The sequence below is a fragment of the Lacrimispora indolis DSM 755 genome, from assembly GCF_000526995.1.
Classification (GTDB): domain Bacteria; phylum Bacillota; class Clostridia; order Lachnospirales; family Lachnospiraceae; genus Lacrimispora; species Lacrimispora indolis.
Genome location: NZ_AZUI01000001.1, coordinates 2,962,766 through 2,975,974, shown reverse-complemented (window position 1 = coordinate 2,975,974; position 13,209 = coordinate 2,962,766). Strand labels below are relative to the sequence as shown.

The following is a 13,209-nucleotide window of genomic DNA, read 5'->3' as shown; positions in this document are numbered from 1 at the left end:
CTTTATTTCCTCCCTTTTTCCTTTGGTTATCCCTTCACTGCACCAACCGTTACTCCTTCCAGAAAATATTTCTGCAAGGTAAAGAACAGGATGAACATGGGCAATGCCGAGATGGTTGCCCCCGCCATCATGGGTGAGAAATAAGTGGTGTTTGCAAAACTGAAATTCTTAAGCCCAACCTGTATGGTCTGCATCTCCTCGTTGTTGCAGATGAGAAACGGCCAGAAAAACGTATTCCAGCTGCCCATAAAGGTCATGATCGCCATAACGGATAGAATTGTCTTTGAAATCGGCATGACTATTTTTATCAGGATCTGAAACTGATTGCAGCCTTCTGTTCTTGCCGCTTCCAGTATGGAGGTAGGAAGAGAAGAAAAAAACTGTTTCGCCATAAACACATTGTAGCAGGTAACCAGAGACGGCACGATCAATGCGGTATAAGTATCTGTCAGCTTCAGCACATTGGCCACCAGTATGTACAACGGAACCTGGGTGACCTGATAGGGCACCATCATGGAAAACAGCAGAAGAAAAAATAATACTTTACTGCCCGGAAACCTGATTTTTGCAAATGCATATCCTGCCATTCCGGCAAAGACCACATTGCTTAATGTGACAGCCCCCGCAACGATCATGGAATTTACGATCCATCGGAACGAGCTTTTGCTGAATCCAAAAAAGAATTTATAGGAAGCCAATGTTAAATATTTGGGGACCAGAGAATAACTGGCTGCCCCTGCCTCATTTGGCGCTCCAAAGGAAGAGATGATCATGTAATAAATCGGAAACAGAGTCAGTATCCCCAGGAGAAGCAGGAAAGCTGCCATTACACTGTTTCTTAACACTAATTTGTATTTTTGATCGTTTCCATATTGTCTGAATAAACCCATATCAACCTTCCTTCCTAGTACTCTACGTCAGCAGCCATTACCTTAAACTGGAAGACCGCAAAGACCGCAATAATTCCCGCTAATAATAATGCCTGTGCACATGCCTCCCCATAGTTAAAATATTTGAAAGCATTGTTAAAAATCAGCAATCCAACCATTGTTGTGGCATTATCCGGCCCGCCTCCTGTCATTAAATACGCCGTCTGAAAGGCCTGAAATGCATTGATCACTCCGGTTATGGCCAGAAAGACCGTGGTGGGCTTTACCATAGGCCATACAACGTATCTGATCCTCTGGAGAAAGGTTGCTCCGTCAATATTGGCTACCTCATAATAGGTGGGATCGATTCCAAGCAATGCGGCCACATAAATAATCACGGTAGATCCTAAGCCTGAGAATATTGTCATGATGATTAAGGACAGCATGGCCGTTTGAGAGCTGCCCAGCCAGTTCTGATTCTGGATCCCAAAGGTCCGGATCACCGAATTTAACAGACCGCTTGGCAGAGGATCAAATATCCACTTCCACACAAAGGAGAGAGCAACTCCCGATGCAATTCCAGGTAAATAAAATACCGCTTTAAAAAATGACTGGCTTCTTTTCTTAAAAGGAACCAACAGAATGGAGATGATGAACGCCACTGAGATGGAGATAGGCACCGTTACGGCCGTATACACCACCGTGTTCCAGATGGATTTGAAGAAAAGTCCGTTTTTTAGTGTGTTACTGTAATTGGCAAATCCCACAAACTCTGTTTTTAAGGGCTTATAGGATTGAAAACTTACAATCGCCGCCTGTACAACCGGATATAATGTGAAGATAATAAATGACACAATGGGCACGAATACGAAAACATACCCCCATTTGACATCATTGTTCAAGCGCTTTCTTTTTCTTGCTGTCTGCATACTCATTCCCTTCTTCCTTTTTTCTAAAAAATATAATATCCTGCGGATAAGAAATGGGCATTGGCACCTGTTACGATTACCAATGCCCCATAAATCATGAAATCCTGTGGATCTTATTTCCCGTTAATCCATGACACAGCCATCCTCGCCAAACGCCTCCACTGCAGCCTTTTTAATGGCTTCGTGCATCTGCTCCGGAGTAATTTCTCCTGCTAACAATCCCTGGAATTTGGGCAGAATAACCTCTTCCTCAATCTTTATGGCCTTTGCCCCTAAATCAGCCGGGATGTCAGGTCTGGCTTCCGCCACCTGGGAGGCAAGATTCTTAACTGCTTCTGTATTATTCACATTTTTACCTTCAATCGGGGTAAGAGAAGCAAATGCTTCCTCCCCTGACTTGCAAACGGGACTGATGTAAAGCTCCTGGCAGGTCTCTGCCGCTCTTTTTCCGCTTGACAGGAAATAAGCTGCCTTTGCCACGTTCTTTAAATGATCCGGATTTGGTTCATCCTTGCCGCGGAAGCACACATATCCATCTACGGCTCCCTGGGCCTGCTGTTTATTTCCCTGGAATGTGGGAACCGGCAATATGATGTATTCCACTTCCTGGCTTCCTTCTACTGCACTGCCGTCTTTTGCAGCCAGCTTTTTATTATTATCGGAAGCAGATTTTTCAAAGACCGACAGTCCCTTGCCGGTGATCATGGTCTGACCGGTCAGGAACATGTTCCACCGTTTCCCCGCATCAACGGAACTTAATTCCTTCGGCATGGAGCCATCGTCGATCAAGGCTCTGATATCTTTTAAAAACGGGACCATCTGGCTGCTGGTGTATGTATATTTCAAATCCTTATTAAATGCGGCAGGCATTCCTGCATTTTTTACAAAAATTGAAAAATAGTCCTTAGCCGCTACGCCTGAGCAGGCAAAAACAAAGCCGTACCGGGAATAAGTATCCCCGTTCTTTACAACGCCTTTTTTAATGGCTTCCCGGAATTCTTCATAGGTCCAGCCGTTTTTCTGCACGCTCTGCCAGTCGATTCCCGCTTCCTCCAGCATAGCCTTGTTTCCGCCGATCGCCTGCACCTCCACATAGGCTGGAAATCCATACAGACCGTCTCCGTTTTTAAAATAGTTTAAAATGTCCTTGTTATAATCATCTATCATGGTCTGGTCAGCATCTTGTGAAATATCCACCAGCATTTCCGTGTCCAGATATTTGGTGACCCCGGTCGAGCCGATAAATGCGATATCAGGCGGAGATCCTGCGTTTACCTGGACATCCAGTTTTTCCGTAATGTCTTCCCAGCTTGCCGTTGTGATCTGCAGCTCTATATCAGGATTGGCTTCGTTGAATTCCTTTGCATATTCCACCAGTTTATCCTGATAGGATGCGGAAACAGGCGGCAGCAATGCCTTAACAATGTCTTTTCCATTGCTTTGCTGCGCCACCGTGCCCTTTGAGGTATTTCCGCAGCCTGCCAGTGTGCCGGCGATGAGGGCTGCTGTCAGCAGTAGGGATAATTTTCTTTTTTTCATGTTTTCTCCTCCATTATTTTTATATATGCTCTATGGCATAACGCACATGTCCACGTGCCTTTACCAACTTCTCCCGTGCTTCCTGGGTCCTGCATCCCGATAATATGGATACAATCGCTGTCTTTGCATGGCCGTCTGAAGATGTCAGCGCCTCCTGCGCATCCCTCCGCCTGCAGCCCGTGGCTTCCATGACGATGTTTTCCGCCCTTTTTATCAGTTTTGTATTTGTCTGTACCACATCCACCATCAGGTTCTGATATGCTTTGCCTATTCCCACCATACTTGCAGTGGATATCATATTACAGACCATTTTTTCCGCCGTACCGGCCTTTAACCTGGTAGAGCCGGTCAATATTTCCGGACCAACCACCAGTTCAACGGCGACCTCCGCTTCTTTTGCCAGTATGGAACCGGTGTTGCATACAATGGCAGCCGTCCTGCATCCGGTTTTTCCCGCATACCGCAGCCCGCCTAATACATAAGGCGTTCTGCCGCTTGCGGCAATGCCGACCACCACGTCATCTGCTGTAAGGTGAATGTTTCTTAAATCTTCCTCTCCAAGGGCTTCACTGTCTTCCGCGCCTTCCACTGCCTTTATAAATGCACCCTCTCCGCCGGCAATCAGCCCGATCACTTTTCCCGGTTCCACTCCAAATGTGGGAGGACATTCCGCCGCATCTAAAAGTCCCAGCCTTCCGCTTGTGCCTGCTCCCATATAGATCAGCCGGCCGTTTCCTCCAAGACTTTCCGTGCACCATTCCACTATCCGGGCGATTTTCTCCATCTGGGTTTTTACTGCTTCAATCACCTTTTCATCTTCTTCATTCATAATACGGATCAAATCCAGAGGAAGCATTTCATCCAGATTCATGGTTTTAGGATTTCTGGTTTCCGTGACCATATTAGACAGATCAATCATCCGTATCCTCCTTCCTAAGATATACCTCTGTTTTTTCAGGTATGTCTTATTTATTTTTTCCAGGTTTTCATCAAAATGCAGGGAAGAACCGATTCCTTTTCATATCCCCCCTCAAACGTCTTCCCCCTGCTCCTGAGTTGTTTTCATTATACATTTGTGCACTTTTTTGTCAACGAATCTTCAATATTACGAAATCTTATTTCATACCTTGAAACAAATTATCAAATATCGCTATGATTTTTAACATTTTTTATGCATTTTTTTCATTTTATACTTTACTTGTAAACTATTATTATTGCAATCTGTTGAGAATCCCTTTTCCGCTTCCTGCCGATTTGTTTTATCCGGATTTTGATTCATCATGAGCCTCCCAACGCCTTTGGTCTGATGCTTTAAAGTATAAAAAAACAGGCCAGAAAGTCTGCAAAAATAAGACATTTCTGGCCTGCTGAAACAGCAAGTCACGGGGCAATTGCAGCCCCACTGCTCCGTTCGCCTCCGCCGGTATTGGCCTGACAAAGACCATGGAATCAACCCCGTTAAGCTTTGTATTACTTAATTTGCACTACTCCATCCACGATCCACTCTCCATTTGCGTTGACAGCGTAACCGTCTGGGGTGATGGTACTCTTAAGCATAGCGCCATATTTGTACTGCGCTGCCTGGATATCCGGATTCAAGTAGTAACATTTTCCGTTAATCCATCTCCAGCCCATAACCATGGCCCCGTATGTACCATCATGATTTTCGCTCATGTAGTACCAGCTGCCATCCTCGTCTAAATACCAGCCTGAAATCATGTAACCATCTGCATCAAAACGGTACCACGACACCTGACCATGATAGGAACACTGATACCATTCATTTTTCGCATAGGTTCCATCTTTCTTAACAGCCTGCCAGCCTCTGGCATTCTGTTTCCATTCTACACTGGAATTGGATAAATGGGACTTTGTATCCGTGCCGGAATCTTCCTCTCTGTCTGAGCTGCTGGGGCGGTCCGGGTTTTCCGGAATATCCGGTTTTTCAGGAATTTCTGGTTTTTCAGGAATTTCCGGCTTCTCAGGAATTTCCGGCTTCTCGGGAATCTCTGGTTCTTCTGCAAGCTTCACATCGTCTCTGTCACGAATTCGTATACGAGCCACAGAATCCTCAGAGTCACCTATAACAGTCCTGGATGAAAGACCTGCTGCCGACATATATGCGCCGGTTTCCAGCCCCTTTATCACCTTATCCTTAGTGATATATCCGTCGATAAATATTCTTGCGGGTTTCCCGGACTGATCCTGCAGCATAATCGTTTCTACCAGATTATTCGGCGCATCAATGGAAATAACCCTGCCGCTTACCGTGACCAGACTGCCCAGGTTTTTGCCCTCATATGCTTCTTTCGTAGTTTCTTTTACAGGCTCTGGGAGTTCCTTTATATCCGTATCAATTACCATAAGCTTCTCCACTGCCAGCTGTCTCTCTCCCTGATAAGAAGAAGTTTTTCCAAATACCCTGATGGTCTGGCCTGCTCTTATATCTCCTGATACAGGAAAAAGATTAATTCCGCCAGTCTCATCCTGCACATAGATACTGTCAAAGAAAGCAGTATCTTTATCATAACCGGAAGCATTGGATGTAGCTATGCCTTCGATAACAAACCGCTCGCCCTCACCGGCTGCCTGCACTTCCTCAATAGGCGTAATCTGCAATTGATTCGTCTTATCCAACAAATTCGCCATAATCTGATAGTTGCTGTAATCATTGGTGGCCGCACTGTCAAATGTCAGCTGGAAATCACTCATAGTCGAACAGCCTGATAAATAGAGGGTAGACGATACGCCGTCGCTGAAATAGAGTTCCTGAGTAGCTGCCAATACAAAACTCCCATCTAATTTTGTCAATGCATCTCCGGATAATCCTACGCCGTCTTTATCCAGGCTTTTCGTATCTGCCGGTGCGTATACCAGAGCTGCAGCTCCTGTCGGAAGCATGGCGCTGTCACTGACCGGATTTCCGCCTTCATCTACTGCATAAATATCCGCATTTCCATAGGTGTTGAATTTAAGCCCAGCATCCACTCCGGCCATATATGGGTTCAGCTGATTATAATCCTTGCCCAGGATCCCGATCACTCTGCCGTCATTGCTGGAAGTGCACTGTAACTCATCATCTGCAAAACGGAATGCACTTCCAAGAGCTTCCAGAATCTTGTTCTGCTGGGCAGACATATGATCCTCTGCCTTGGATTTGTCACCTATGAAACCATCATATGCCTCATAGGTATCACTCCAGGCACAGACCATAATCGTCTTGTCACCCTTTTGGGCAAAGGTCCTGACAGCTTCAAGCTCTTCCTCTGTATAGTTCTTATAATCCTCCCGCAGCTTTGTACCATCGCGTCTGGAAGGCGCATTTAACAATAGTCCGACATATTTGTCATCCTTTAAAGCAGCCATCAGTTCCCCGCTTGTATTAAGCGTGACCATCCTGATATTGTAATCCCCCGCTAAGGCGGTAAAATTCCCCATGCTGTCCTTATAGTTTCCATTCACATACTCATTATAATGACTGGCATCTATTCCAAAATATTTCATCTTAGAACTGTCACGTACTTCGATTTCCAGAGTAAAGCTGAATGTCTTTTTGTCACCTTCCAGTTCCATTTGGGCAGTGACTTCGATTTCATTTGCTCCTACCTTATCAAGTATAAACTCCTTGTTTACCGTATGCGTCCCAAATGACTTCAAATTCACGTTTAAATCTTCGCTTGCAAGCACCTTATCACCGGTTTTAAATGTCAGCCCGGTAAGTACGGCATCTGATTCTTCATTATTAAAAGCAGTGACTGTAAACTTCACCGGCTCACCTGTCACCGGCACCTCTGTATCACAAGTGAAGGAAGATATGCCTGCCTTTGCAGCGGAACCATACCACACAGGAGCCGTTACTGCGATATTTTTATCCGCCTGAGTAACACGTATGTAATAATATCCTTTCTTCGCAGGAAGCTCAAATGTGAACTCTCCGCTATTTCCGGTGCCTTCTTTTTTTCCTGCTATTGCGCCGCCATTTGTCACTACTTCTACACTTTTGATGACATCGGAAGGATCCGGATCATCTACGCTTACAGAAATATTCAGCGTTTTCACATCATCAGACACATCCAGGATACTTCCCATAAGCTGATCGTTCAAAGTATACATGATATTCATGTTTTTATCTTCTGTCGCGTATACATGCATGTCTTTCAGCGCATTTAAAATCCCTGTCTCTGACAAATCATCTGTGAGTATGACTGTCCTGGCCGTATTCGCATTGCCCCAGCGCCCTTTATGGTTATCCTGATTATTGGCGGGCGCTAAATGCCAGCCCTTATCCAATGCTTTCGTATATTCATTGTAACTTGGGAAGTATCCGCCTGAACCGATAGAGCCTTCGCCGTTGCCTACTTCTACTAAGACCATTTTAGCGTCTCTTGCCGGTGTATAGTATGCAAAATCTGAAAATGTACCAAAGGTCTTGCCCGGATGGTTAAACTGTGAAAGATTTGCCAACGGATCCGGATCAGCGGTTAAAATGTCATAGTACGCCTTCATGCCTGCATCATTTTTCTTGTCATTTAGCGTGGTATTGTTACGGCTGACCAGTCCTGATGAACCAAATGTATTGATGTGGCCGGGACCGCCGGACCATGTCATCTCGAAACCGGAAAGCGCCTTTCTGGAACTGGTTTCGTTAAATAATCTCGTCTGCTCCCTGTATTCCTCCCATATGGCCCTGCTCTCAGGTGTCATAAGAGACGAGTCATTAAGCGCCTCTTTGGGATTGGGTGCATCCTTTGTATCAAAATAGTTGGAATGGTCTGTAAAGGATACAAATTGTACATTGTCCTCTTCCGGTATACTGGCAAGATAATTAAGACCATCTTTAACAGACCCGGAACCATCCGAATAGTTGGTGTGTCCATGAAGCTGTCCGAAATACGCGGTAAAAGCAGACTCGCCGATGGTAAATTTCCAATTCTCGGTATAAGACACCTTATCTTCCCGAATAACAGTCACCTGTGCGTTGTAATTGCCGTCTTCCAGTACCTTGGACGAGAAAGCATATGTCGCACTGTCAGCGGCTGTCTCTTTGAGATTCATAATCTGGTCTGTATAAATGGCAGTGCCGTCTGCCTTATTGAGAGTGAGACTTACCGATGGGTTATTTCCGATATTAGTCAGTTTGACGGATATCTCAGGCGCTTTCACATTTCCTGTCGCTTTATTTCTTTCAGGAGTGACCGCCAGTACCTGGGGCTTGTCATTGATAAGGATGGTTACAATCCCACTCTCTGCTTTGAGACCGGTTTTATCTGTTGCTTTGAATTTTATGTATAAAGCCTGCTGACCCTTAGCAAAATTTTCTGCCGGAATAACAGCCTCATAATTGTTGGTATCCTGATTAAATGCCATGGACAGTGACTTGCCCAGCGCATCCTCTGAGAGCCCGAAAAGGACTTCCACACTGGACACGCCCACATTATCCCTTACCTGGACGGATATGGGGTATTCCTGGTCCAGCCTGGCATCAATATAGGTACCTAAGGTAATGACCGGGGGTTTGGTGTCATTTTTCACATAATAGACAGGAAAGCCATTTTTCTCTTCAGTGCCGGTGTATAGCTGAATCGTCTGATTATATCTGCCAACCATGGCAGTTAAATCCACTGTCTCTCCTTCTTCAACGCCTTCCGGATATGGAGCTGCCTGATAAATATTAATCGTGCCGGTTGCATCAGTTACAGGCGTACTGCCTGATGTATTAAGCTTACCAAGTTTGACATCCTCTATGAGAACAACTCTGTTAATCAGTCCGCTTTTCTCCAAATCAGCGGTATCTGCCATGGCTTTTATCTGACTGATGGTATACGCCGCAGGCGGTATGGATGCTTCATCCTGCTTAGCAGCAATTTTTGCTTTATCTTTTGTGGATGTTATCTGAGGCATACCATAGCGGATCTGGAAATCCCCCGTGATTTCCAGTATATCACCTATCCTGGCGTCATCCGGTGCCGCTCCATAAATATAGATGCTGTACTGGCTGCCATCTATCACGGACTGGAGCACCGGATTTCCATATGTGGTGGCCAGATATGACAATTCCCCTGTAACGGTCACATCCTTTGTGCTCTGGCCCAGGGCAAGCACATCTTTAATCGTCATCACTTCGCCGGCTTCACGGATTGTATAGGAAAACTCAGCTATTTCACTGTCCTCCAGGCCTTCCTTAACTGCACGAACATAATATGTAACCGGTTCATCAATGATCAGTCCGTCATCCTTTGAATATGTGATCCATTTTCCGGCAGATTCAGACTCTGTATTATACACGATCTCAGCATCTGATGTTGCCGTAGAAAATGTGAGCGGCGTACCTTTTAGTACCGCTCCGGACGCCGGTGATGCAGCAGGCGTGCTGCATTTCGTTTCTTCCGGCAAGGTCCCGCCGCCTTCCTCATAGGAGCTGTTGCGGGGCTCAGGCTTACCAATCTTAAAATCAGCTCTGTTGTCGTCGGTATCCACTGCCGGGTCCTTGCGGATGGCGGCTGTAGAATTTGACATTGGGGTGGTTGCTTGGGTCTCATACTCCTTTGCTTCGCCAATTCCTACTAAATCTACGAGATTCTCATCGTTTTTATCTGTTAATTTCACGGTGTCTTTGGACAATGCCGCTGCCCCATCGGTTGCAGACATTGCAATAGCACCTATAGCGTCAGGTTCCGGAAGTTCCGGCGCATCTTTATTCGTTCCATCTGCTTCCTTTATCAGGTAGTAGCCACCGGCTTCGATGGTCCCTGAAAGTTTTGTCAGCTGGCCGCCGCCTACAGGATTATAGGCGCTGAACGTGCTTTTCCCCAGCCACTGTATTGACCACCCATCCAGGCTCACATCTTCATCTGTAGGATTGTACAGTTCAATAAAATCACTTTTCCATATACAATTATTATTGCCTCCTCCGCCATATATCTGACTGATCACTACGTGGTCTGCCAGGCCGATGTCCGCAAGTGTGGACTTATCTTCTACAGTTTCCATAGCACTGGCTTCCTCTTTTACAGCGTCCGTATCTCCTTTATCCTCCGTATTTCCCTTATCGCCTATATCTCCCTTGCCGCCTGTATCTTCTTCCATCTTTTCAGGAATGTCCCCATCAATGTCCTTGTCTGCCTCACTGGGGCTGGCTTTCTTATCTCCCCCGCCGGAATGTTCCTCCTCATACCCGTTTGTCAGGTTCGAATCTGTCTTCATCGCAAAGCCAGGTACAACTAACAAATTCATACACATGGCGACTGACAGAAACAAACTTAACAGCTTCCTTAAGTTCATAACTTTTCTTCCCCTTCCATTTTTATTGGTATCATCTAATTAAACCTTATTATGATGAATTATAAAAAATTACCAATTTTATACATGTTTTTAATACAAAATATGTGAATTACGCTGCCTGTTTTTCTACCTTTTATTCTTTTTGTTAACCGTCATGACCGGCCTGTCCGCTGCATTTTTCCTGCTGCACATAAACGCGCTCAGGAATGCTACTAACGGCACAGTCATTACAATACCTATCGTCCCTGAGATACCCTGTATAATCTCCAATGCCATCATATCACTGTTAAAAATCTGCAAATATGGATAGTCAAAGATTCTGAACAGTATTAACATATTCAGTGCCGAACCGGCAAACGCCAATATCAGCGTGTTAGCCATAGTCCCCATGGCATCCCTGCCTATATTAATGCCCGACTGAATCAGCTTTTGTCTGTTTATTTCCGGATTCAGCTGATGCAGCTCAAATACTGCAGATGTAATCGTCATAGCCACATCCATAACAGCACCAAGTGCTGCTATGAGTATGGCACTGATAAGCAATCCGCTGATATTCAGACTTGTCCCACCTGTGCGGAGAATTAATTCTTCCGCCTCCGGCATATTAAAACCGTTTATCGGCGTAGCCGCTGCCGTGAGAGCTGCGGCGGCTCCTGCAATCGCTACACCGCCCACGCACCCAATAGTCGCACAGAAGGTTTTCATGGAAAAACCATTTAGCAGTACCAGGGAAACGGCTGTGGTAACAGCTGCTATGACAATGGATGACAATATGGGATTGATGCCATGCCTTATCATTGGTATAAGCAAAAACCAGATATCCACGATAGCAAATGCAAGCCCCAGTATAGCGGCTATCCCTTTTTTCCCCCCGAATGCAGCTAAAAACAGCACGAAGATCACCGTCAGACCAAGCAATGCCGGCCCCCTGTTGTAATTGGGTATGGATGCGATATAAGACCGTCCATTGGCATCTATATCCATCCGGACGATTACTTTTGTACCTGTTTTTAAGTCCACATTGTTGTATACACTCATGTAATTGACTGCCGGCAATATCTTACCTCTGCCCTCACCGCTGTCGATCTGCATATAGACTTCCTGCACTCCTATACGCAGCCCTTCTGTCCAGTCTTCTGCTTTCGCCTCGTCACTGATGACTTCAGTCACATGTGCCCTGGCAAATTTTATCTGGCTTGCCGCCGTTGGCACATCCCCCGGAAGCGGCTGATTGATCCATATGATAATTGCTATAAATACCACGCAGAAAAGGAATGAGACTATTAGTTTTATGCAGAATGTTTTCTGATTTTTCATTTACGGTACGCCTTTCTGGGAAAGGCACAAAATGGTTATAAACCTGCGCCCTTCGTCCTGTTAATTTTGTATTACTCTTAAGCTGCAATGCCGACACATGGCCGAGCCTGTAAAAGCGATAACATGTACATAATTTTTCTCCAATACTGCTTTGGAAGCACAAATCATGTTAAGCTCCGTGAAATTTAACGTTCAGTATCATTCTATTCCGGCTTCAGCCACTTAAGTACTCCTTAAAAATAAAAATGACCGGCATAAATTCAAAGGATTTTCATACAAAAAAAAGCAGGTCAGAATGTCTGTAAATATAAGACATTTCTGACCTGCAAAGGCAGCAGATTCTGAGGCTGTTACAGCCGTATATTAAAGGACAATACACCACAGGGGAATGGTCACCAGAGATAACAGGGTGGTTACCACCACACATTTTGTGGCAAAAATATAATCCCCGTCATATTTTGCAGCTAATATGGCGGTAGTGCTTCCTGCGGGCATTCCGGTCAAAAGTACGGATACTCCGGACAAAAGGGGTGTTACATGGAAGACCCGGCAGCTTAAGTAAACCAGAAGCGGAAGCAAGAACAGGCGGATGAGGGCATACTTTACAATTCCCCGGTCCAATATGCTTCCCGGCTCCACCTCCGCCAGTATGGCGCCGATTAAGACCATGGATATGGTGGTGGTGCAGCCTCCTATGCTCCTGATGGTGTTTTGAAGGAATACAGGCAGGGGCAGCCGGGTGATCATAAGGATCAGTCCGATATAGACCGCAATGATACAGGGATGGGTCAGAACCTTTTTCACAACGGTTTTCCTGTCCGGGCTTTCTGTAAAATAAGATACCCCGGCAGACCACATGACAATCCTTTGGGGGATCAGGAATATGGACGCATACATAAGCCCTTCCGCCCCATATACACCTTCTGCAATGGGATTTCCCATAAACCCAGCGTTGGAACAGACCGTGCCATACTGAAGCACCTTTTTACGGCCTTCCGGCTCCCTGTTATAGAGAACTTTTGCAAGTATGAGACAGCCCACCTGGATCAGGGAGGCAATGGTAAGGATGATGGCAAATCCCTTTAAAATATCAAAGTTAAATTCTATAAAAAATGAATTGATGATGTTGCAGGGGAGAATTAAATAGATCACCAGATCCGTAAGAATATTCTTTGCCCCTTCCGGCAGGATGCCCATTTTTCTAAGGACAACGCCTGCTGCCACCAGGAGAAAAAGCATTCCCTGGAGATTTAAAAGTTGTTGATAATCCATGT

At 45.4% G+C, this 13,209-nt stretch carries 7 protein-coding genes; all 7 read right to left on the bottom strand.

What is annotated here, in order from left to right; all coding sequences use genetic code 11:
• Positions 1-26: 26 nt before the first annotated feature.
• Complete coding sequence (locus K401_RS0114250) at positions 27-890, bottom strand: carbohydrate ABC transporter permease (protein WP_024293576.1); 864 nt, start codon at positions 888-890, stop codon at positions 27-29.
• A gap of 14 nt (positions 891-904) precedes the next feature.
• Positions 905-1,804 (bottom strand): carbohydrate ABC transporter permease, encoded by a 900-nt coding sequence (locus K401_RS0114245; RefSeq protein WP_024293575.1) that lies wholly within the window; start codon positions 1,802-1,804, stop codon positions 905-907.
• 117 nt (positions 1,805-1,921) lie between these two features.
• Positions 1,922-3,337 carry an ABC transporter substrate-binding protein gene (locus K401_RS0114240; protein ID WP_024293574.1) on the bottom strand — a complete coding sequence of 472 codons (1,416 nt, stop codon included), beginning with the start codon at positions 3,335-3,337 and terminating at the stop codon, positions 1,922-1,924.
• A gap of 19 nt (positions 3,338-3,356) precedes the next feature.
• A complete protein-coding gene (gene murQ / locus K401_RS0114235; RefSeq protein WP_024293573.1) occupies positions 3,357-4,256 on the bottom strand; it encodes an N-acetylmuramic acid 6-phosphate etherase in 900 nt (299 codons plus the stop codon).
• Positions 4,257-4,807: 551 nt separating this feature from the next.
• Positions 4,808-10,618, bottom strand: coding sequence for a lamin tail domain-containing protein (locus K401_RS0114225; RefSeq protein WP_024293571.1), 5,811 nt, complete (start codon positions 10,616-10,618; stop codon positions 4,808-4,810).
• A 126-nt stretch (positions 10,619-10,744) separates the two neighbouring features.
• Entirely contained in the window at positions 10,745-11,935 is a 1,191-nt protein-coding gene (locus tag K401_RS0114220) for a YibE/F family protein (protein WP_024293570.1), read from the bottom strand.
• 363 nt (positions 11,936-12,298) lie between these two features.
• Entirely contained in the window at positions 12,299-13,207 is a 909-nt protein-coding gene (locus K401_RS0114215) for an AEC family transporter (RefSeq protein WP_024293569.1), read from the bottom strand.
• Between the last annotated feature and the right edge of the window lie 2 nt (positions 13,208-13,209).

What these genes read in the sequence shown, in the direction of transcription:
- K401_RS0114250 (WP_024293576.1), bottom strand. Translation starts at nt 890, where the DNA reads ATGGGTTTATTCAGACAATATGGAAACGATCAAAAATACAAATTAGTG.
- K401_RS0114245 (WP_024293575.1), bottom strand. Translation starts at nt 1,804, where the DNA reads ATGAGTATGCAGACAGCAAGAAAAAGAAAGCGCTTGAACAATGATGTC.
- K401_RS0114240 (WP_024293574.1), bottom strand. Translation starts at nt 3,337, where the DNA reads ATGAAAAAAAGAAAATTATCCCTACTGCTGACAGCAGCCCTCATCGCC.
- murQ (WP_024293573.1), bottom strand. Translation starts at nt 4,256, where the DNA reads ATGATTGATCTGTCTAATATGGTCACGGAAACCAGAAATCCTAAAACC.
- K401_RS0114225 (WP_024293571.1), bottom strand. Translation starts at nt 10,618, where the DNA reads ATGAACTTAAGGAAGCTGTTAAGTTTGTTTCTGTCAGTCGCCATGTGT.
- K401_RS0114220 (WP_024293570.1), bottom strand. Translation starts at nt 11,935, where the DNA reads ATGAAAAATCAGAAAACATTCTGCATAAAACTAATAGTCTCATTCCTT.
- K401_RS0114215 (WP_024293569.1), bottom strand. Translation starts at nt 13,207, where the DNA reads ATGGATTATCAACAACTTTTAAATCTCCAGGGAATGCTTTTTCTCCTG.